This is a genomic window from Clostridioides sp. ES-S-0001-03 (assembly GCF_020676075.1).
Taxonomy (GTDB): Bacteria; Bacillota; Clostridia; order Peptostreptococcales; family Peptostreptococcaceae; genus Clostridioides.
The window spans coordinates 188,409-210,338 of sequence record NZ_JACVWJ010000003.1 but is presented as its reverse complement, the minus strand read 5'-3'; the positions used below and the strand labels follow the sequence as shown (position 1 = coordinate 210,338).

Sequence of the window (21,930 nt, the reverse complement as noted above, 5' to 3'; positions counted from 1 at the left end):
ATATTACTTATATTTTATCTCATTGTTGTGAATTTTACATGAAAAAAGAACTATCTTAATTTGTAAATTAATCCTTTTAATTAAAGATAGCTCTTTTAAATACATTTTTACTTAATTTATTATTCTAATTTTTTTTATATGCTTTGAAATTTTTAAGTCTAAGCGCATTTGAAACTACCGAAACTGAACTTAAACTCATGGCTGCTGCTGCAATCATTGGATTTAAAAGAGGTCCTCCAAATATATACAATAATCCTGCTGCTACAGGTATACCAATTGTATTATATCCAAATGCCCAAAATAAGTTTTGCTTTATGTTTTTTATAGTTTCATTACTAAGTTTAATCGCAGTTGGAACATCCATTAAATCACTCTTCATAAGCACTATATCTGCAGACTCAATTGCTACATCTGTTCCACTTCCTATTGCTATTCCTATATCAGCTTTTGCAAGAGCTGGTGCATCATTTATTCCATCTCCTACCATTGCAACAAACTTACCTTGATTTTGTAATTTTTCAACTTCTTTTGATTTATCTTCTGGTAAAACCTCTGCTAATACCATATCTATACCTACTTGACTTGCTATAGCATTTGCAGTCTTAACATTATCTCCAGTTACCATTGCAACTTTTATTCCCATATCATGAAGAATATCTATTGCTTTTTTACTACTTTCTTTAACCACATCTGCAACTGCAATTATTCCTGATAAATTTCCATCTACAGCAATATACATAGGTGTCTTACCTTGACTTGCTAGTATATTAGATTTTTCCTCTAAATCTTTAAGGTTAATATTATTGTCGTTCATAAGCTTTCTATTTCCAAGTAATATATTTTCATTATTTATAGCAACTTGTATACCAGCACCTGGTATAGCTTTAAAGTTATCAACTTTTTCAATCTGTATATTTTTCTCTTCTCCATATCTAACTATTGCTTCTCCTAGAGGATGTTCTGAACCTTTCTCTGCACTTGAAGCAATCTTAATTAGGTATTCTTCTTTCACATTATTTAATACAATATCTGTTACTTTTGGTTTTCCTTCTGTTATTGTACCTGTTTTATCAAATATTACTGTATTTACTTTGTGAGCAGATTCTAGTGCTTCCCCACCTTTTATCAGTATTCCATTTTCTGCACCTTTTCCAGTTCCAACCATTATAGCAGTTGGTGTAGCCAATCCTAATGCACAAGGGCAAGCAATTACAAGTATTGATATGAATATAGTAAGTACAAATACTATATCTTTTCCACCCACTAAAAACCACAATAATGATGATACTATAGCTATTGCAATTACTATTGGTACAAAATATCCAGAAACAGTATCAGCAAGTTTAGCAATGGGTGCTTTTGTACCCTGTGCATCTTCAACTAATTTTATTATTTGAGCAAGAGCTGTATCTCCACCAATTTTTTCAGCTTTAAATTTAATAACACCATTTTTATTTATACTAGCTCCTGTAACTTTACTTCCAATATTTTTTTCTACTGGTATACTTTCACCTGTAAGCATAGATTCATCAACTGATGTATATCCCTCTATTACAACTCCATCTACTGGTATTTTAGTCCCTGGTTTTACTAGTATTATATCTCCTATTCCAACTTCTTCTATAGGAGTCTCTATTTCTTTACCATCAACTATTACTATTGCAGTTTTAGGTTGTAGCCCCATAAGTTTTTTAATTGCTTCTGATGTTTTTCCTTTTGATTTTGATTCTAAATATTTACCAAGTAATATAAGTGCTATTATTATTCCTGCACTTTCATAATACAACTGATGATGGTGCATACCCTGAATTTGTCCATTTGCTATTTGTACTGTTGTATATAGACTATATAAAAATGCTGCCAAGGTACCAATTGCAACCAAAGAATCCATATTAGGACTTAAAGAAAAAAGTGCTTTAAACCCATTTATATAAAATTTATATCCAGCTATCATAACTGGGATTACTAAAATCAATTGAACTAATGCATAATTTAAAGTATTTGTCATAGGATTTAGAATTTCTGGTAAAGGCCATGGTCCTATAGGTTTTATTATCATAGGACCCATTGCTATATAAAACAAAGGTACTGCAAATACTATTGCAACTATGAATTTAATAAATAAAGTATTCATTTCTTTTTCTTTTCTTAATTTATCTTCATCTACATCAACTTTATTTTTTACTTCTTCTATTGGTTTATAACCAGCTTTTTCTATAGCTGCTTTTATCTGAGATAATTTTACTTTTGATGGATTATAGTCTATATTAGCTTTATCAGTTGCAATATTTACACTAATACTTTCTACTCCATCCAATTTTTTTACTACTCTCTCTACAGCTTTTGCACAGGCTGCACATGTCATTCCATCAATTTTCATATCAATTTTTTTATTACTTTCTTCCTTTATAATTCCATATCCAGCTTTTTCTACAACCTGCTTTATGTCATCAAAGCTAACTTTAGAATTGTCATATTCTATCTTAAGTTTTTCAGTAGCTATGTTTACGCTTTGGTCATATACTCCATCTAATTTCTTAGTTACTCTTTCTACTGCCTTTGCACAAGCTGCACATGTCATACCTGTGATTTTATAATTTTCTACTATTTTATTTGAACTCATAATAAACTCTTCCTCTCTTTCAATATATTTTCAATTAATTTGTATATTTTATTTTGATATGTAATATTGATAAATTCTTTATTTGGAAATCTATAGTATTTATTATACCCCCTATAGGTATATTTAATCAATATTTTTTTAATAAATAAATTTAATTTAGTTATATTTATTTGTATTTAATAAAAAAGTATACTCATAATTAAATATGTACATAAAAAGAGAGCAAATAAATTGCTAAATACTTACTCAATTTATATGCTCTCTTTTATATAATTTATTTTCTACTGTAGTTTTTTCTTACATGTATAGTTTATTTCTTACATGCTTCAAAAAATTCTTCCTCTGTTTCTCTTATTTCAAGCTCATTATCTATTATTCCTACAGCTTCTTTTTTAAATGCTCTACATTGACCTATACAACCAGTCTTCACATTTTCTTCTCCAACTAAAGTTTTTAGCTTATTTACATCCACATTTGAACAGTTTGGGCATACTCTTATCATATTTAAGTTCCTCCTAATTAATGTCTAATTAATACAGTTATACCCAAATATAAGCTTTGTAATTTTTTTTTTACAATAAATTATTTCCATGCATTCCATTTTATAGTAATTTTACTATTACATGTATGGGGGTATTTGCTGTTTTTTTACTATCTCCAACTCTTTAACTTCTATAAACTTAACTACATTTACTTTGTAGTTTTCTTTAGATTTTATATATAAAACATCTTCTTCTATTTTTTTACCCTCAATAAACTTTTTAGAACATCTTAAAAGTTCTTCAAAATTATCTACTTCCTCTTTTATGAAAGTATCACTTTCACTTGTAAAATATTTAATGATTATTTTAGTTACTTCCAATATATATCATCCTCTACTTTTAAATTAGTATGTTCATTTATAAATTTATTATTTGTCTAAAAATTTTTTTTAAACAAAATAAATTTATATATTTGAAATCAACATTTTTACCTAATTTAAATTATATTAATGCATTTTAATCTATTTTTCCTTGTACCTAATAATATATTGTGATATAATTAATAAGTTATTTTAATCGAAGGGAGCAACAAAAATGTCACAAAAACATAAAATTATAAATATCGCAGTTATTGCCCACGTTGATGCAGGAAAATCAACACTAGTTGATGCTTTCCTTTCTCAAAGTGGTGTTTTTAGAGAAAATGAAGTAGTTAAAGACTGCGTTATGGACAGTAACGACCTTGAGAAAGAAAGAGGCATAACTATATATTCAAAAAACTGTGCAATAAACTATCAAGACTATAAAATAAATATAGTTGATACACCAGGACATAGCGACTTTTCTTCTGAAGTTGAACGTGTTATGAAAACTGTTGACACAGTTATTTTACTAGTTGATGCAAGCGAAGGCCCAATGCCTCAAACTAGATTTGTTTTACAAAAATCTTTAGAGTTCGGTTTAAAACCAATACTATTTATCAATAAAATTGATAAAAAAGACCAAAGAGCGGAAGAAGTAGTTAATGAAGTTTTCGATTTATTTGTAGACTTAAATGCAACAGACGAACAATGTGAGTTCCCTATAATATATGGAATAGCTAAACAAGGTATAGCTAAACTTGAAATGGATGATGACAGTGAAGACCTATCTCCACTATTTAAAACTATTGTAAATCATGTTGAAGCTTATCCTGATTACGACAATGAATCTCTACAATTCCAAATATCAGCTCTTGCATATGATGATTATGTAGGTAGACTTGGTATAGGTAGAATCTATAAAGGAACACTTAAAAGCAATGAACAAGTTGCTATTTGTAGAGAAGGTTCTGTTGTATCTAGAGGAAAAGTATCAAGACTTTCTGTATATGAAGGTTTAAAACAAGTTGAAGTGAATGAAGCTACTAGTGGAGAAATAGTTGTTATATCTGGTATTCCTGATATATCTATAGGAGAAACTCTATGTGATTTAGATAATCCACTTCCTATGGAAATGATAAAAATAGAAGAGCCTACTCTTTCTATGAACTTCTTAGTAAATGATTCCCCATTTGTTGGAAAAAGTGGTAAATTCGTTACAACTAGACATTTAAAAGACAGACTTGAAAAAGAACTTGAAGTAAATGTAGGACTTAAAGTTGAACCTCTTGATACTACTGATGGATATAAAGTTTCTGGACGTGGAGAACTTCATTTATCTATACTTCTTGAAAATATGAGACGTGAAGGTTATGAAGTTGGTGTTTCTAAGCCTGAAGTTTTAATGCATAAAGAAGATGGAAAATTGATGGAACCAGTAGAAAGAGTTATTGTAAACTGTCCAGAAGTTTATTCAGGTACTATTATAAATGAATTGAACATGAGAAAAGGTATGATGGAGTCTATGTCAATAGAAGGAGACTATGTAAAAATAGAATTCTTAGCTCCTACTCGTGGTCTTTTAGGATATAGAAGTGAGTTTATAAATGCTACTCGTGGAGAAGGTACTCTAGTTCGTTCATTTGAAAAATTTGAAGAATTTAAGGGTGAAATACCTTCAAGAGGAAATGGTGTCTTAATAGCACAAGGACCTGGTGTTACTATGGGATATTCTCTTAATGCTTTAAGTGATAGAGCTACGATGTTTGTAGACCCTGGTGTAGAAGTTTATGAAGGTATGATAATTGGTATGAATTCTAGAAAAGACGACATGGTAGTTAATCCTTGTAAAAACAAGAAAATGAGTAACGTACGTGCTTCTGGTTCAGATGATGCTATAAAATTATCACCTCCTAGAATATTCACTCTTGAGGAAGCATTAGAATTTATAGAAGATGATGAATTAGTTGAAATCACACCAGATTCTATAAGACTTAGAAAAAGATTATTAAATGAACATGATAGATTAAGATATAATAAGTCTAGACAAGGTAAATAAATTCTAATATCTGTTTACTAAATAGCCATATAATACTTAAAGATATATTTTCTTTATAGTGTTATATGGCTATTTTTATTTAAGAGTTATATTTATTCAACATTTATATAATTAGCTGCTTGAACAGCTGCGATAGCACCATCTGAAGCTGCTGTTATTATTTGACGTAAAAACTTCGTTCTATTATCTCCTGCTACATATACACCTTCAACTGATGTTGTGCAAGACTCATCTGAAACTATATACCCACCTTCATCTAACTCAAGTACATTTTCAAACATTTTATTGTTAGGTTTAAGTCCTATAGCAATGAAAATACCACTTACATCTATAGTTCTTTTCTCCTCAGTTTTTAAGTCTTTTACTTCTATTCTTGATACTGTCTTTTCACCTTCTATTTTTTCTACACCATGACTATAAAGTATCTCAATATTTTTTCTTGCCTTTACTGACTTTTCTAATACTTCTTCACCTCTAAAATCATCTCTTCTGTGAATTAAGTACACTTTTGTACAATTATTAGCTAAAAATAAAGCATCTTCTAATGCAGTATTTCCTCCACCAACTATTGCAACTTCTTTATTCTTAAAAAAGGCTCCATCACATGTTGCACAATAAGATACTCCTCTACCTGTAAACTCTTTTTCTCCAACACATCCTAATTTACGTCTTTCGACTCCATTTGCGAGGATAACAGCCTTTGCTTTATGTTCTCCTGATGCTGTTTTAACAATTTTTACTTTACCTTCTAAACTTATCCTTTCTACTTCATCAAACTGAATATCAACACCCTGATCGACTGCTTGATTATATATGTTAGTAGAAAACTCTATACCAGAAATTTTTTGAACTGCTGGATAATTTTCTACCTCAGATGTACTTGCAACTTGACCTCCATAAATACTTTTTTCAAAGACTGTTACACTTAAACCAGCTCTCATAGCATAAATTGCTGAAGTTAAACCTGCTGGTCCAGCACCAATTACAATAATATCTACCATGACAATTTACCTCTCTTTATATTATTATTTCTTATATATTATTCTCATTATTCTTATACTTTACTATTATTATCCATATATACTATAAACAAAACATTATTTTTGTTAGTTTATAGAAAGGATTAATTTAAAAACTGATAGCTATAAATAAAGTATTATTTTTTACATTTTAACTTTATTTATTTATATGTTAACTTTATTTAATAAATATATAAAAAAACTGTAAATAAAAAGTAATTTTTACTTACAGTTCTACTTATTTATATAATTTAAAACCTTATTGGTTATCATTTACAGTGTCTTCTAATATATTGCTTTCTGATATATATGATAGAATTGAAAGTCCATACATAACCAAAACTAATGCTGCTGTTATAAGTACTATTCCCATATTTAATACCTCCTTTTGTTTACAGTATACTCTTATTATGTGAAATACTTGTGAATTTAATTTGAACATATTTGTAATTTTACAATAGTATTTTTTTCAAATTAAGAATTATATACTTTTATTAATTCAAGTACAATTAATCGTTTAAATATTAACGCTATTTATCTATATTTATATGATATACCATATAATTACATTTTTCAAATTAAAGTTTTGTAAACTTTTTTTGTAATATGGTGTAGCATAAAATTTTAATATTACAGATATGTAACTCTTATCTTCTAATTAATTTTTATTAAAATCCACTTCATTTCTATGAAAATTCAAGTTTTTATAGATTTAAAAAGGTTAAAAAAATATTCTGTATATAAGTCAATTTGATTACAGTTTTTTTACATTTCAAAAAATATTTTTTCCAAATTTTTATATTAATACTTGACTTTGTCTGTTTTATATTCTAGAATAATTAATAATATTAAGAATATTGAAAGGCTTTGATTAGGAAGAGTAAATCTGAATCGGTTACCAGAGAAGGAAACTATTAGCTGAAAAGTTTCTTTAACTAGAAAGATTGAAAACTACCTATGAGCTTCTATCTGAAGTTATCTTATGATTTTAGTAAGAATAGACGTTTTACTACTTACGTTAAAGTATCAAGTGGATTTTTTAAAATCAATTTGGGTGGAACCGCGGGAAACAGATTCTCGTCCCTTTTTTAGGGATGAGGGTCTTTTTTTATTACCTAAATTCAGTTTTTAAAATATTCTGTATCTAGTTTAATTAGCTAATTAAAAATTTAAAATATATGGAGGATTATAGAAATGTATTATTCAAGTACAAGAGGCACCAAAGAAAAAGTAACTGCATCACAAGCAATAATAAAAGGAATTTCAAACGATGGTGGTCTTTATGTTCCAAGTGAATTTCCAAATGTAAAAAATGAACTTATAGATTTAGTAAATTTAACGTATTCCCAAATAGCATTTTTTGTACTTAGTAAATTTTTATGCGATTTTACTGAATCTGAGATTAAAGATTGTATAACAAATGCATATGACGAAAAATTTGATTGCACTAGTATAGCTCCATTAAATAAAGTAAATGATGCTTATTTCTTAGAATTATATCATGGTCCAACTTTAGCATTTAAGGATATGGCACTTACTATAATGCCTCACCTTCTTAAAACATCTATTAAAAAAGATAATTTAGAAAAAGATGTTGTAATTCTTACTGCTACATCTGGAGATACAGGAAAAGCAGCACTTGAAGGTTTTAAAGATATAGACAAGATAAAAATAATTGTATTCTTTCCAGAAGATGGTGTAAGTGCAGTGCAAAAACTTCAGATGAAGACTCAAACTGGAAAAAATACATATGTAGTTGGTATAAAAGGAAATTTTGACGATGCACAATCTGGTGTAAAGAAAATTTTCTCTAATAAGGAATTTAATGAAAAACTATTAGATAGTAATTATATCTTATCTTCTGCTAATTCAATTAACATAGGAAGACTTCTTCCTCAAGTTGCATACTATTTTTATTCATATATGAAATTGGTAGATAGTGATGAAATAAAGTTAAATGACAAAATAAATTTTGTAGTCCCAACTGGTAACTTTGGTAATATTTTAGCTGGATATTATGCTAAACAAATGGGACTTCCAATAAATAAATTGATATGTGCATCAAATGACAACAATGTACTTTATGACTTCTTTAAAACTGGTATATATGATAAAAATAGAGCATTGAAATTGACTTCTTCACCTTCTATGGATATATTAATTTCAAGTAATTTAGAAAGATTATTATTTGAAATATCAAATAGAAATACTGAAACTGTAAGCAGACTTCTATCTAATCTTAGTGAAGATGGAGTTTATAAAATAAATGAAGATATGAAAAAGAATCTGGCTTCATTCTATGGTGAATATTCTAATGAGGAAGAAGTTAAAAACACGATAAATAATATTTTTAAAAATTACAATTATTTAATCGATACTCATACTGCTGTTGCATATAATTGTTATGAAAAATACAAAAAAGAAACTTCTGATGATACAAAAACTGTTGTTGTAAGTACTGCAAGCCCATTTAAGTTTTCTGAAGATGTTTTAAAATCTATAGACTCCAATTTTGGAAATCTTGATGATTTTGCCATAATAGATAGATTATCAAATATTGCTAAGGTAGATATACCAAAACCTATTAGAAATCTTCAAAATGCAGAAATACTACATAAAGATATTTATGAAAAGGATGAATTAAAAATAGCTATAGAAAAATTCTTAAAGGTATAGGTGATTATTATGTTAGAAATTATAGTTCCTGCAACAAGTGCAAATATAGGTCCAGGATTTGATTGTCTTGGAATTGCTTTAAATATATATAATAAATTTTATGTTGAAGAAATTGAAAGTGGTCTTGAAATAGAAGGTTGCGAAGATGCCTACAAAAATGAAAATAATTTAGTTTATACATCTATGAAATACTTCTTTGATAGAGTTAAGCCAGCTAAAATACCTACTGGTATCAAAATAAAAATCCAAAGTGATGTCCCTATATGTAGAGGTCTTGGTAGTAGTGCCTCTTGTATAGTTGCTGGCGTTATAGCTGCAAATGCTCTATCAAATGCTAATTTAGATAAATGCCAGTTGTTAAATATAGCTTCAGAAATAGAGGGACATCCAGATAATGTTGCTCCTGCTATTTTAGGTAATATGGTTGTTTCTGTTACTGATAATGACAATATACACTACGATATTATAGAAATCCCTAATGAACTCAAATTTTGTGCAATGATACCTAATTTCAAACTGTCAACTGAAAAAGCTAGAGGTGTTTTACCAAAAGAAATACCATATTCTGATGGAGTGTTTAATGTTAGTAGAGTCGCTTTACTTGTGTCTGCACTGTTAAACAAAAACTTTGAGCTTCTTAAAGTAGCTTGTCAAGATAAATTGCATCAAGATTATAGGGGTACTTTAATTGAAAACTACAGTGATATTGTTAAAAAATCTGAACAATTAAATAGTATTGGCGTATTCTTAAGTGGAGCTGGGCCTACTATAATGGCTTTAATAAAAGAAAATGATGATAATTTCGTGTATAATATGAGAGATCATCTATCAAACTTAAAATCTAATTGGGAAATAAAAGAGTTGTGTTGTGATTCTAAAGGAGCAGTTTTAAATATTCTATAATTATTGTCTCACATATAAAATATAACTACTCTTTTATTATAATTTGTAGTATAATAATTAGGACTAGGTAATAATATTAAGTATTATAATCTAGTTCTTTAAACATGTTTACATTGAGGAGGGATTATCATAAAAGAGTTAATAATTGGAGATTTAGTTGCAAAAGTTCCTATAATTCAAGGTGGAATGGGCGTTGGTATATCTAGATCATCACTTGCTGGTGCTGTTGCTAAGCTTGGTGGTGTTGGTGTAGTTTCTGGAGTTCAAATTGGTTATGATGAGGAAGATTTTGAGACTAACACTATAAATGCAAATTTAAGAGCTATAAAAAAACATATTTCCAGAGCAAAAGAAATTTCAAATGGTGGCATTATTGGCATTAATTTCATGGTCGCTATGAAAGAATATGAAACATATGTAAAAGAAGCTGTTAAAGCTGGTGTAGACCTTATAATATCAGGGGCTGGACTTCCTAATAAACTACCATCTTTAGTAAAAGGAAGTAATGTAAAAATAGCACCTATAGTTTCTACTGCAAAAGCTGCTAGTGTAATCTTAAAAATGTGGGATAGAAAAGAGAAAACTACTGCTGACTTAATAGTTGTTGAAGGTCCAAAAGCTGGTGGTCATCTTGGATACTCTAATGAGGAGCTTGATAACATAGATTCTATAGACTATGATAAAGAATTTGTTGAGATATTAAAAGTTGCAAATAATTATGGAGAAAAATTTGGCAAGAACATTCCAGTTGTTGCTGCTGGTGGCATAACTTCTAGTAGTGATGTAAAAAAATATATTGATATGGGAGCAAGTGGTGTACAAGTTGGTACGAGATTTGTTGCTACTTATGAGTGTGATGCACATGAAAACTTTAAAATGGCGTATATAAATGCTACAGAAGAAGATGTACACATAGTTAAAAGCCCTGTAGGTCTTCCTGGACGTGCTATAAGAAATAAATTTATAGAAGATGTTAAAACTAATCGTCCAGAGATAAAAAAATGTTACAACTGTTTGATTCCTTGCAATCCAAAAGAAACACCATACTGTATTTCTCAAGCATTAATTAATGCTGTTAAAGGAGATGTGGAAAATTCACTTTTATTCTGTGGCAATAATGCGTATAAAATTGATAAGTTAAGTTCTGTTGAAGATGTTATCAATGAATTAATTTCTGAATTATAATTTGAAAATTTACAAATTAAATTTTTATTAAGCTAAGGATTTTTAAATATGTTACTAATCAATCTATATTAACATATTTATATCCTTAGCTTATTTATATTCTCATCTTTATTTTTATTAAGATACTATATAAATATAATTTACACCATTATTAATAGTATATTTCAAAATTTCCCTTGCTCTTACTTAATTTATTTTCCAATCAATTGTAGAAAATTTCATGTATAAAAACTCAATCACTTATATATCATAATTAAATTTTCTTTGCTTTCTATAATACTGCTTACTGATATAACCCTATCATTGCATATTATTTAATCTTCTTTTACAAGTACATTTGTTATCTCAGCTACATATAGAGTGTGATAATCTTTTTGTGGATACCATCTTCCATCTATCTCTTCATCAATAAAACATTGTGGGTCAATTTTTTGGCAGTGCATTTTTTTACATATAATAGCCAACTTTGCCTCTTTAAAATAAGGTGTATCATTCAAATATTCTATATTAAATCCTATTTTAGATATTTTATCCTCTCCCCTACCAGATACTTTACCACAATAAGAAAGTTCTTCACGAAAATCTTCATCAAAAAAAGTAAGAGAAAATGTATCTGTATTATCTATAAATTCTTTAGTATAACGTTGTGGTCTTATTACTACAAAAGCAACATTTTTTCCCCACATAACTCCAAGTCCACCCCAACTAGCAGTCATTGTATTTACTTTACCTTCTTTTTCAGCTGTTATCAATGTCCAGTCTTTACCTATCAACTTAAATGGATTACTTTTAATTTCTTCTGACATAATCTCTTTAAATTCACTCATACCTCTAATAACCTCTCATTCTATTATATTGATAATACTTTTATTTTCATCATAAATTATTACTAGAATTTATGATGAAAAATAAAGTATTTTTTATTAAACATATTATAAAGGAGTAAGGATATAGATACCTATTCATTTTCTAATATATTTAATATTTTCACTCAGAATATATATATACTTTATCTAAGTTAAATATGACTGTTATGTTTTATATGTAAATTATGACAAAAATATCATTTGACTAAATCAAAACTTGATTTATATACCTGGAAAAGGTATTATATTAAAGAGTGCTTAAAATACTTCTTTTGTATATAAGCATGTATAAAATAATAAATAAGGAGAGTGATGAGCAATGGATACTAGTCCGTTGCGGAGAGAATTTTTTACAATTTCATCACTTAATAATATCTAAATTTAAAACTAATACAGATATTCAGTTATATAAATTAGTTAATTAATAGATACTATTAAATGATGAGATTTATATAAAACTGAATAAAGGATGTGTTGCCATGATAAGATATTACAAAACTATAGATTCAAAATTAGAGAAACTTAGTTTTTTTGAAGATGGCTGTTGGATAAATCTTGTTGAACCTAATCATAGTGAAATCAACGAAATTTCTAATTTATTAAATATAGATGTAGAAAGTATAGAATCTGCACTAGATGAAGAAGAGCGCTCAAGAATAGATGTTGAAGACAATCATACTCTTATACTTATAGATATACCAGTAGACGAAAGTGACTCTAATTCTTCTCATTATACTACAATACCCTTAGGTATTATAATAACTCAAGAAGCTATTATAACAGTTTGTAATGCACAAACTAAGATTTTAAATGACTTTATAGTTGGTCATATTAAAGATTTTTTTACATTTAAAAAAACTCGCTTCTTGCTTCAAATTCTTCATAAAAATGCAGCTTATTACTTGCATTACTTAAGAAAAATAAATAAAATGACAATCATAATAGAGCGAGAAATTTACAAATCTATGAAAAACAAAGAACTAGTACAACTATTGGAATTAGAGAAGTCTTTGGTATACTTCTCTACCTCTTTAAAATCCAATGAATTGGTCTTAAACAAGATGGTTAGAACTGCTGGTATAAAGAAATATCCAGATGATGAAGACCTCTTAGAAGATGTTATAGTCGAAAATAGACAGGCTCTTGATATGGCTAAAATCTATGGAGATATATTGAGTAGAATTATGGATGCTTTCAGTGCAATTATAAGTAATAATCAAAATAATGTTATGCAATTTTTAACAGTAGTTACACTAATTTTCTCAATACCTACAATAATATCAGGATTCTTTGGTATGAATGTTATCAATATGCCATTTTCTGATAACCCAAATGGATTTTGGATAATTATGCTCATTACTTCTATAATATGCATAATAATTACATTTTTTATGTCAAGAAACAAGCTATTATAAAATATTAATAAGAAAAAGCCATTAGAGTTAATTAATTTACATTTACTCCAATGGCTTTTATTTATTTTAAAAATACTCTTTTTATCAGGTTTTTTAATTATCATATTCTTCATCTATACTCATTTCAGTTTCAAGACCCTCCAACATTGAGTCTAAACTTTCTTTTATGTTCAATATATAAATTGGAACATACTCTTCTTCATCAAGTATTTCTTCCTGTAATTTAAATGGTGGAATTAATATTTCATCAAAGTTTATATTTAGTTTAGGGAAATCTTCTACTATTTCTCCACAGTTATCATATTCTTCATCTGCTAGAGAAATATACATATCTAAACTTTTTTTGTAGTAAAGTCCTGCAAGCATATATTCACACTTCTTACTCCCAAATTTAATACCTTCTTTATAATATTTTTCAGCTTCTGCATCATCATTTAATTTTAAATAAATTTGCCCTAAATTATATATTGATTCAACACAGCCTTGTGCTCTAGCCTTCTCATACCAGTATTTGGAATTAACGTAATCTTTGTAAAACATATCATAAATAAGTCCTACCATGTGTTGAGCATATATATTATTTTCATTAGCAGGTGTGTCAAGCATCATTTTAGATTCTTCTAGTTTTCCTTCTCTAAAATAAATTCTACCTAAATGTATACGCGCATTCATATGATTTTTACTACTTGCCATCTCAAAATACTTTCTAGCATTTTTTGTATTTCCTAAATTCTCATATATACATCCCAATCTATAGCTAGATTTGGTATCTCCATTTTCAGATGCTTTTTTATACCAACTTATAGCTTCTTCTATGTTATTTAAATCTTCATATATATTCCCTAATTTTATTTGACAAGATACATTATTTGGAATTCTAGAATAATATGAAACTGCTTTTTCTATATCTTGATTTTGATAATATAAGTCTCCAAGATTCTCAAGAGAACTTTTACATCCAACAGCTATAGCATCTTCATAGTACTTTATAGCATTTTCATAATCTTTTTCTTCAAAATATATACCTGCTAGATTGTTTTTAGCTTCTGTTATATCATCTTCTGCTGCCATTTTATAATAAGTCTTTGCTTTTTCTATCTCATTCTCTCTATTATATAAATTTGCAAGTCTATATTTAGAAAGTGTGTGATTTTTTTCTATTGCTTTTTCATAATAATAAATTGCGTCTCCTAATTCTTCTTTTCTATCATATACATATGCAAGTCTATACTCAGATTTTACATCTTCTCTATCTGCACTCTTTTTATAATATCTCTCTGCTTCTTCCAAATTATCATTGATTTCCATAATCATACCCAAGTTAAAACAACCTTTCATATGACCAGACTTATACAATTGCTTATATAGACTTACTGTAGATTTATTGTCCTTCTTCTTTCCATTTAGTATTGCTAGATTATACTTCGCATCATCATCTAAAAGTACAGAACCTTTTTTATAATATTCATATGCCTCATCTTCTTTTTCTAAAAATGTATACAATACTCCTAGATTAAAACAAGCCTTACCGAGATTATTATCTGCTGCTTCTTTTAACCACTTTTCGCATCTTATAAAATCTTTCATTTTAAAATGGCATACACCTAAATTATTTTGTGCTTGTAAATATCCTATAGTAGCTATTTTCTCATACCAGTATATAGCATACTCATATCCATCTAATCTATAATACATATTACCTAAGTCAAATGCAGCATCTTCACTTCCATTCTTATATGCCATTGAATACCATTTTTCTGCTTCTTTAAATTGCTTTTTATTTTCATATATATTTCCCAAAGTATATTGAGATTTTACATAATTATCTAATGCTGCACTTTTATATAATTCTATTGCACTTTCTGTCTTTCCCATTTTTTCAAAAAGAGCTCCCTTAGTATGTATAACTTTGGGGTCACTAGATATATTTTTTATTTTTCTTATAGAAAATTTTGTGTTTTTCATTATTCGCTACCTACCCATTTTATAAAATATATTCTCTCAAACATTATTATACATTATAAACCATAATTAATGCTATAATATTGAATTTTTACCTTTTGTCACTATATTGTAATATTGAATTTTAAATTTTATAATCATTAGATTTTATTATTGAGTTGGTATATAATGTATATATAGGGGGGACATTTTATGAATTTCAGCAATATTTTTATTCAAGTTGCAGTTTTATTTATAATTATTTTAGTAGGATACTTTGTCAGAAAATTCAACTTATTAGATGAACACTGTACATCTAAACTTTCAAATTTGACAATGACTATTTTTTTACCATCTATGATAATTAGTTCTATGCAGATTAACTTTGATAATAAAATGATACAAAAAATACTACTATTATTATTTATATCCTTAGTTATGTATATAGTTTCTATTATAATTGCTTTTTTGTTAAAATACATTTTAAAATGTGAAGATACAAAAGACCTGGGGATATATCAGTATATAGTTGTTTTTTCAAATGTAGCTTTCATGGGTTATCCTGTAATTGAAGCAGTTCTAGGCCATGAAGCTATATTCTACACCGCTATTTTTAATCTACCATTTAACTTGTTTTCTTTTACTTTGGGAATTTACTTGTTATCTAAAGGTAGTAGCACTAAAGGATTTTCAATGAAATCACTTATAAGCCCTGCTACAATAGCAGTAGTTATTGGTTTATTTTTATTTATAACAGGTCTTAGATTACCTCAGTTTATAAATGATCCACTTAAGATGTTAGGAGATATGACTACACCAATATCTATGATTATTATTGGTAGTTTGCTTGCTAATTCTTCAGCAATAGATTGTTTTGTAAATAAAAGATTATATCTAGTTACTATTGTAAGATTATTAGTACTTCCTGTGATTATATACTTTATTCTAAAAGGGTGGGTTAATGATAAAATGATTTTAGCTATACCAGTAGTAATTTCTTCTATGCCTGCTGCTGCAAATACTGCTATATTTGCTAATCAATATGATTCTAATGTAACACTAGCCTCACAATGTGTATTTTTTACGACATTATTTTCAGTTATATCAATACCTTTTATAAGTATTTTTTTACTATCTTGATTTATTCTTTTATGTATTATATAATAATAGACTCAATAAATTACAAATATAAACAATTTATTATAGTGTATTGATGGAATTTTTTCCTAGATATTTGTCAATAATATCTATATGTATGATAGAATAGGAGGCTTAAATATGGATATAGATTTACTCTTTAAAATAGTATTTGCTATAGTCGCTATAGGCGTTTCTGTAAAAATTATAAAAACTGTTGCTAGTCTAGCTTTTAAGGTAGCTTTGATATTGCTAATAATTCTATTTGTATATAGAATGTTTTTATAAATTTTCGATAATAAAGTTTTTAAAATATAATAGAGAAGTAATATTAAATTATCTTTAATGAAAATTCTTTATTAATAGATAATCTATTCTACTTCTCTATTTTTATTGGAATGAGTTAAATTAAATCTTTATTATATCTTCCCATGATATAAACATCTTCAAATTTTCCATCTCCAATTACAGCATATTTTTTAGTTCCTTCTATTTCAAATCCCAGTTTTTTGTATAAGTTTAATCCCTTTTCATTGTCTACAATTACTTCTAACCCTACTCTCATCAACTTAATCCAATTGTCTGCTATGTCTAAAAGTTGTTCCATAAGCTTTTGACCTACTCCTATACCATGATACTTTTCATCAACGGTTATTCCTAGTTCTGCACTATGTCTTAATCTTGGAGATGGATTCACATGTAAACCAGCAAAACCTATTACATTTTTTTCTCCATCATTATCAATTTCAGCCACAAACATATAATCATTTTCACCTAGAGAATCTAGCATAGCTATAGTTCTATCCAGCCTATCACTCATTAATGCTAGTGTATTTCTCATAACATTATATGCTCTTCTCATTTCATTAATCGATTGCGCGTCTTCCCTTCTTACTGGTCTTATTACTATGTCTAATGCTTTACTCATACTGTATTCCCCCTTAAACATAACCCTCTTTTTAAATTAATACCTACAATCTTTATTTTATACTATTTAAATCTATGTATGCTTCTATTTGAGGTATATATATCATATTATCCTTTATATGTGTATTTCCAAACTCTTTTAGTTCAGTGCCATCTTTATCTTTAGTTATTTTGTATTTAATTGATTCTTCTCCTTCGTTTACTTCAGCATGAAAAAACATCCCTTCATATTGTTTAAATCTAAAATTAAAATTATCTTTAGTAAGCCTTATTATCATAATATTTTTTACTCCTTATACAATTGTTATTTTTAATTATTATTAGTTATACATAAATTGTTTATTCATATGAATATTATAACTTATCATTTATTTAGTATAAAGTCATAAATATAAATAACTATACCTATTTTACAATATAACTTTAATTGATATATAATATATTTATATAAATTAAAGTCTGCGAGGTGAAATATGAGTAAAAAAATAAAATATTTTTCTTTAATCCTTTTTCCTATTGCTTTGTTTTTAAATTTCATAGCAAGTAAAATTCCACATATTGTTGAAAAATATTATTCTCAAGCCATAGATAAAAAAGTTATACAGCTATTAAGTAAAGTTTCAGGAATATTTCCATTTTCTATCTACGAAATTACAATGTACATAATAGTTATATCTATTTTTTTATTTTTATGTTCTATTGTATTTACAATTTTCAAAAAGAATAGAAATTTAAAGACATTTTTAAAGAATTCTATTTTAAATATATTATCCATTTTATCAATAGTTTATTTTCTTTTTGTAGTACTTTGGGGTATAAACTACAATAGAGTTCCACTCGAGAATACCCTTATCAACCAATACAATTTAAAAAACAACAGTTCTGTCCAATCAAAGCAACATAGTACTAAAGAACTTTCTGAGTTATATAAATTTTTGGTAGCTAAAGCAAATGAAACTAGAAAACTTACACTACAAGATAAAAATGGTGTCGTAAAATCTAATACAGATTATAAAGGTGTCATAAATAGAGCTCAATTAGGATATGATAAAATTTCATATATTTTACCTAGTGTTAGTGGTAGTTACTCTAAGCCAAAGTATGTTATTTCATCACATCTTATGTGTTATACAGTAATAACTGGTATATACTTTCCCTTTACAGGTGAGGCAAATATTAATATTGCAATCCCTGACTTATATATTCCTTGTACAGTTGGTCATGAAATGGCACATCAGAGAGGATTTGCTAGTGAAGATGAAGCTAACTTTATAGGTTATCTCACTTCCATAAAACATCCTGATATTGATTTTAATTATTCTGGTTATATTTTGGCCTTAAATTATACTGCTTCTGCTTTAAGCAAAGTTGACTATAAGGCATATGCTGATATTTCTGCTGGTATTTCACAGTCTGTTCGTAGGGATTTAAAAAATGAGAGTGAATTTTGGCAAAGATATGAAGGTAAAATTGATAAAATCTCCAATGAGTTTAATAATTCTTATTTAAAAGCTAATGGAATTGCTGAAGGAACCCAAAGTTATGGTAAAATGGTTGATTTATTGCTAACTTATTATGAATTATATCCATATAATTAAAAGTATTTATAGAGAATGGGAAAATAGATAAAAAATAAAAAATTGTTATTTTTATCTACTTTTCTATTATTTAATAGTTTATTTTTTATAAGTTCATTATTAAAAAACAAACTATTTCTAAGTATTTACTACATGTATACTTATGATACAAGGAAGAATTATAGTATATATTCTTAAATAGGTTCTAAAATGTATTACTATTTATATTAACATAATACATCAATAGTTTTAGTAACTAAATACTACAATAATAGTAATTATATTGCAGTACTACTATTGTAATTTTCATTTTAGCAAATATAATTTTATTATAATAAATACAGAATAGATTTTGATACTCACTTATATGATTGAATTAGAATATAGATTTCTTATATCTTTTCAAATTTACTTAATTAAAAATAGCTAGATAATTAAATACCATGAATAAAATTTCTTCCAAATGTATTGAATATCTAGCTATTTTATATTTATTGATTGTTACTATAACCTATCAATTTCCTCCAGTAACTCATCAACCAATTTATCACCATTAATCATTCTTACAATTTCACCCTTTTTAAATAAAAGACCTTCACCCTTACCACCAGCAATGCCTATATCGGCTTCTCTAGCTTCTCCAGGTCCGTTTACAGCACACCCCATAATTGCAACAGTAATATCTTTTTCCATACTACCAATTTTATCCTCAACTTCATTTACAACACTAATTAAATCTATATTACATCTGCCACATGTAGGACATGATATAACTTTAATCTTATCATTTAAAAGACCCAAACTTCTTAAAATCTGTTTACCAACAACAACCTCTTCAACAGGGTCACCTGTCAAAGATATTCTGACAGTATCTCCAATCCCTTTAAGAAGAAGTGCTCCCACACCTATAGAAGACTTTATTGTTCCTTTATGAACACTTCCAGATTCAGTAATTCCAATATGAAGAGGATAATCAACTTTCTTTGATATTAATTCATATGCATCAACAGTTTTATAAATATCAGATGATTTTAGAGAAATAACTATATTATAAAAACCTAAATCTTCAAGAATCTTAATATGTCCCATAGCACTTTCAACTAATGCTTCAGCAGTTGCAGAACCATATTTATTTAAAAGTTCTTTTTCTAAAGAACCCCCATTAACACCAATTCTAATTTTTAGATTTTTTTCCTTGCATTTCTCAACAACCATTCTAACTCTTTCTATGTTTCCAATATTACCAGGATTTATTCTAACACCATCTACACCCTGTTCTATAGCTTCAAGTGCTAACTTATAATCAAAATGTATATCAGCAATAACAGGTATATTTACATTAGACTTTATCTTTCCTATATTTTTAGCTGCTTCCATATCAGGAACAGCAACTCTAACTATATCACAACCAGCTTCTTCTAATCTTTTTATTTGAGATATTGTAGCCTCTGCATCTCTTGTATCAGTATTTGTCATAGATTGTATGCTTATAGGATTTTCTCCTCCTATTTTTACACTCCCAACACTAACTTCTCTTGTCTGTCTTCTCTTGTAACTCATATTTCACCTCTATATATTATTTTATATTAAAATTATTCAATATCTTAAAAAATACTACAAACTACATATATATTATAAATTAAAAAGCTATATAGTTAAACAACTAAGAATAAATTTAACCTTTTAAAATTAATTTATTCTCACTTAAAACTACATAGCTTTTTTAAACTTTATATAAAGTTAAATTATTGAAATAACCTTAATATATCTTTATATGTTATAAAAAGCATAAATAACATTAAGGCTCCAAATCCAACTACATTTATCATACCTTCTTTATTTGGGTCAAGTTTTTTACCGCCTCTAACAGCTTCTAATAATAACATAAGTATTCTCCAACCATCAAGGGCTGGTATTGGTAATAAGTTTACTATACCTAGATTTAAACTTATGACAGCTGCCAAATAGACTACATTTATAAGACCTGTTTGGGCTGCATCTGATACCATACCAATAACACCTACTGGTCCTGCAACAGCATTACCAATTCCTCCTGGTACACGTCCTGTAACCATTTGACCTAAGAATGTTAACATCTGTTTTGTCATATCCACAGTAGTTTTACATGCATTTACTATTGAACCAAAGAAATCTTTTTCTCTTTGTGGCTGAATTCCTATTTCATACTTTCCATTGTTATCTTTAGGAATTACATTTACAACTTTATCATTTCCATCCCTAGTTATACTAAGCTTCAATTCTCCACCAGAAGAAGTATTTATAATATTTGCAACTTCATCCCAAGTCTTAACAGAATTACCATTTATTTTATTTATCTTATCTCCTACTTGAAGTCCTACTGCTTGTGCAGGAGTATCTTGCATTATTTTTCCAAGTGTAGTAGTTGGAGAACCTATATACAAAAACACTGGTACTAAAAGTATTGCTGCCAGTATTATATTAAATATTGGTCCTGCTACAATAGTACTAAATCTTTGTAGTATAGATTTATTTCCAAAAGAATTTGGACTTATTTGTTCTTCGTCTTCACCCTCCATACTTACATATCCACCAATTGGAAGAGCTCTTATGGAATACTCTGTATCTTTTTTTACACTATATATCTTAGGTCCCATACCTATAGAAAACTCATTTACCTTAATCCCACTTCTTTTTGCAAATATAAAATGTCCTAATTCATGTATTAATACAATTATACTAAATAGTATTAATGCAGCTATTATAGTCATAAATTCACCTT

Annotated in this window: 18 protein-coding genes and 1 other annotated feature; of the genes, 8 read left to right on the top strand and 10 right to left on the bottom strand. The window is 27.6% G+C overall.

Going from position 1 to position 21,930, the window contains the following annotated elements:
• Nucleotides 1-124 precede the first annotated feature (124 nt).
• The 3 genes from IC174_RS07465 to IC174_RS07455 form a co-directional block, all read right to left on the bottom strand.
• Nucleotides 125-2,623, bottom strand: coding sequence for a heavy metal translocating P-type ATPase (locus IC174_RS07465; RefSeq protein ID WP_227482561.1), 2,499 nt, complete (start codon nucleotides 2,621-2,623; stop codon nucleotides 125-127).
• Between the two features lie 310 nt (nucleotides 2,624-2,933).
• Nucleotides 2,934-3,125 carry a DUF1450 domain-containing protein gene (locus IC174_RS07460; protein WP_227434767.1) on the bottom strand — a complete coding sequence of 64 codons (192 nt, stop codon included), beginning with the start codon at nucleotides 3,123-3,125 and terminating at the stop codon, nucleotides 2,934-2,936.
• Between the two features lie 117 nt (nucleotides 3,126-3,242).
• Nucleotides 3,243-3,485: a hypothetical protein gene (locus tag IC174_RS07455; RefSeq protein WP_227482560.1), complete on the bottom strand. Its 243-nt coding sequence runs from the start codon at nucleotides 3,483-3,485 to the stop codon at nucleotides 3,243-3,245.
• Between the two features lie 214 nt (nucleotides 3,486-3,699).
• Here IC174_RS07455 and typA point away from each other — a divergent pair, with 214 nt between their 5' ends.
• On the top strand, nucleotides 3,700-5,523 hold the full coding sequence (gene typA, locus IC174_RS07450; protein WP_227434769.1) for a translational GTPase TypA: 1,824 nt from the start codon (nucleotides 3,700-3,702) through the stop codon (nucleotides 5,521-5,523).
• A 92-nt stretch (nucleotides 5,524-5,615) separates the two neighbouring features.
• On the opposite strand, the gene trxB is transcribed toward typA, so the two are convergent.
• A complete protein-coding gene (gene trxB / locus IC174_RS07445) occupies nucleotides 5,616-6,524 on the bottom strand; it encodes a thioredoxin-disulfide reductase (protein ID WP_227482559.1) in 909 nt (302 codons plus the stop codon).
• 876 nt (nucleotides 6,525-7,400) lie between these two features.
• Nucleotides 7,401-7,630, top strand: a binding site (T-box leader).
• 106 nt (nucleotides 7,631-7,736) lie between these two features.
• Here trxB and thrC point away from each other — a divergent pair.
• From thrC to IC174_RS07430, 3 genes are all read left to right on the top strand, one after another.
• Nucleotides 7,737-9,218: a threonine synthase gene (thrC, locus tag IC174_RS07440; RefSeq protein WP_227434771.1), complete on the top strand. Its 1,482-nt coding sequence runs from the start codon at nucleotides 7,737-7,739 to the stop codon at nucleotides 9,216-9,218.
• 9 nt (nucleotides 9,219-9,227) lie between these two features.
• Nucleotides 9,228-10,121 carry a homoserine kinase gene (gene thrB / locus IC174_RS07435; RefSeq protein ID WP_227482558.1) on the top strand — a complete coding sequence of 298 codons (894 nt, stop codon included), beginning with the start codon at nucleotides 9,228-9,230 and terminating at the stop codon, nucleotides 10,119-10,121.
• A gap of 126 nt (nucleotides 10,122-10,247) precedes the next feature.
• Nucleotides 10,248-11,306, top strand: a complete 1,059-nt coding sequence (locus IC174_RS07430) for an NAD(P)H-dependent flavin oxidoreductase (RefSeq protein ID WP_255606541.1) — start codon at nucleotides 10,248-10,250, stop codon at nucleotides 11,304-11,306.
• A 314-nt stretch (nucleotides 11,307-11,620) separates the two neighbouring features.
• Here the strand turns inward: IC174_RS07430 and IC174_RS07425 are convergent, their stop codons facing one another.
• Nucleotides 11,621-12,133: a flavin reductase family protein gene (locus IC174_RS07425; protein ID WP_227434773.1), complete on the bottom strand. Its 513-nt coding sequence runs from the start codon at nucleotides 12,131-12,133 to the stop codon at nucleotides 11,621-11,623.
• A 518-nt stretch (nucleotides 12,134-12,651) separates the two neighbouring features.
• Here IC174_RS07425 and IC174_RS07420 point away from each other — a divergent pair.
• On the top strand, nucleotides 12,652-13,587 hold the full coding sequence (locus tag IC174_RS07420) for a magnesium transporter CorA family protein (protein ID WP_227434774.1): 936 nt from the start codon (nucleotides 12,652-12,654) through the stop codon (nucleotides 13,585-13,587).
• 93 nt (nucleotides 13,588-13,680) lie between these two features.
• On the opposite strand, the gene IC174_RS07415 is transcribed toward IC174_RS07420, so the two are convergent.
• On the bottom strand, nucleotides 13,681-15,552 hold the full coding sequence (locus tag IC174_RS07415; RefSeq protein ID WP_227434775.1) for a tetratricopeptide repeat protein: 1,872 nt from the start codon (nucleotides 15,550-15,552) through the stop codon (nucleotides 13,681-13,683).
• Between the two features lie 189 nt (nucleotides 15,553-15,741).
• Between IC174_RS07415 and IC174_RS07410 the strand changes: the two genes are divergently transcribed.
• Both IC174_RS07410 and IC174_RS07405 read left to right on the top strand, forming a co-directional pair.
• Entirely contained in the window at nucleotides 15,742-16,668 is a 927-nt protein-coding gene (locus IC174_RS07410) for an AEC family transporter (RefSeq protein ID WP_227482557.1), read from the top strand.
• A 138-nt stretch (nucleotides 16,669-16,806) separates the two neighbouring features.
• On the top strand, nucleotides 16,807-16,953 hold the full coding sequence (locus tag IC174_RS07405; protein WP_227434777.1) for a hypothetical protein: 147 nt from the start codon (nucleotides 16,807-16,809) through the stop codon (nucleotides 16,951-16,953).
• Between the two features lie 115 nt (nucleotides 16,954-17,068).
• Here IC174_RS07405 and IC174_RS07400 read toward each other — a convergent pair whose 3' ends face one another.
• Both IC174_RS07400 and IC174_RS07395 read right to left on the bottom strand, forming a co-directional pair.
• Nucleotides 17,069-17,593 (bottom strand): GNAT family N-acetyltransferase, encoded by a 525-nt coding sequence (locus IC174_RS07400; RefSeq protein ID WP_227482556.1) that lies wholly within the window; start codon nucleotides 17,591-17,593, stop codon nucleotides 17,069-17,071.
• A gap of 52 nt (nucleotides 17,594-17,645) precedes the next feature.
• Nucleotides 17,646-17,870 (bottom strand): hypothetical protein, encoded by a 225-nt coding sequence (locus IC174_RS07395; protein WP_227482555.1) that lies wholly within the window; start codon nucleotides 17,868-17,870, stop codon nucleotides 17,646-17,648.
• Between the two features lie 195 nt (nucleotides 17,871-18,065).
• Here IC174_RS07395 and IC174_RS07390 point away from each other — a divergent pair, with 195 nt between their 5' ends.
• Entirely contained in the window at nucleotides 18,066-19,190 is a 1,125-nt protein-coding gene (locus IC174_RS07390; protein ID WP_227482554.1) for a DUF3810 domain-containing protein, read from the top strand.
• A gap of 483 nt (nucleotides 19,191-19,673) precedes the next feature.
• Here the strand turns inward: IC174_RS07390 and ispG are convergent, their stop codons facing one another.
• Together ispG and rseP are read right to left on the bottom strand one after the other, a co-directional pair.
• A complete protein-coding gene (gene ispG / locus IC174_RS07385; RefSeq protein WP_227482553.1) occupies nucleotides 19,674-20,729 on the bottom strand; it encodes a flavodoxin-dependent (E)-4-hydroxy-3-methylbut-2-enyl-diphosphate synthase in 1,056 nt (351 codons plus the stop codon).
• Between the two features lie 185 nt (nucleotides 20,730-20,914).
• A complete protein-coding gene (gene rseP / locus IC174_RS07380; protein ID WP_227482552.1) occupies nucleotides 20,915-21,919 on the bottom strand; it encodes an RIP metalloprotease RseP in 1,005 nt (334 codons plus the stop codon).
• Nucleotides 21,920-21,930: the final 11 nt, after the last annotated feature.

Coding starts and splice junctions, on each gene's coding strand:
- typA (WP_227434769.1), top strand. CDS start 3,700: ATGTCACAAAAACATAAAATTATAAATATCGCAGTTATTGCCCACGTT.
- IC174_RS07415 (WP_227434775.1), bottom strand. CDS start 15,552: ATGAAAAACACAAAATTTTCTATAAGAAAAATAAAAAATATATCTAGT.
- IC174_RS07405 (WP_227434777.1), top strand. CDS start 16,807: ATGGATATAGATTTACTCTTTAAAATAGTATTTGCTATAGTCGCTATA.
- IC174_RS07460 (WP_227434767.1), bottom strand. CDS start 3,125: ATGATAAGAGTATGCCCAAACTGTTCAAATGTGGATGTAAATAAGCTA.
- IC174_RS07410 (WP_227482557.1), top strand. CDS start 15,742: ATGAATTTCAGCAATATTTTTATTCAAGTTGCAGTTTTATTTATAATT.
- trxB (WP_227482559.1), bottom strand. CDS start 6,524: ATGGTAGATATTATTGTAATTGGTGCTGGACCAGCAGGTTTAACTTCA.
- IC174_RS07390 (WP_227482554.1), top strand. CDS start 18,066: ATGAGTAAAAAAATAAAATATTTTTCTTTAATCCTTTTTCCTATTGCT.
- IC174_RS07425 (WP_227434773.1), bottom strand. CDS start 12,133: ATGAGTGAATTTAAAGAGATTATGTCAGAAGAAATTAAAAGTAATCCA.
- ispG (WP_227482553.1), bottom strand. CDS start 20,729: ATGAGTTACAAGAGAAGACAGACAAGAGAAGTTAGTGTTGGGAGTGTA.
- IC174_RS07395 (WP_227482555.1), bottom strand. CDS start 17,870: ATGATAATAAGGCTTACTAAAGATAATTTTAATTTTAGATTTAAACAA.
- thrB (WP_227482558.1), top strand. CDS start 9,228: ATGTTAGAAATTATAGTTCCTGCAACAAGTGCAAATATAGGTCCAGGA.
- thrC (WP_227434771.1), top strand. CDS start 7,737: ATGTATTATTCAAGTACAAGAGGCACCAAAGAAAAAGTAACTGCATCA.
- IC174_RS07465 (WP_227482561.1), bottom strand. CDS start 2,623: ATGAGTTCAAATAAAATAGTAGAAAATTATAAAATCACAGGTATGACA.
- IC174_RS07400 (WP_227482556.1), bottom strand. CDS start 17,593: ATGAGTAAAGCATTAGACATAGTAATAAGACCAGTAAGAAGGGAAGAC.
- IC174_RS07420 (WP_227434774.1), top strand. CDS start 12,652: ATGATAAGATATTACAAAACTATAGATTCAAAATTAGAGAAACTTAGT.
- rseP (WP_227482552.1), bottom strand. CDS start 21,919: ATGACTATAATAGCTGCATTAATACTATTTAGTATAATTGTATTAATA.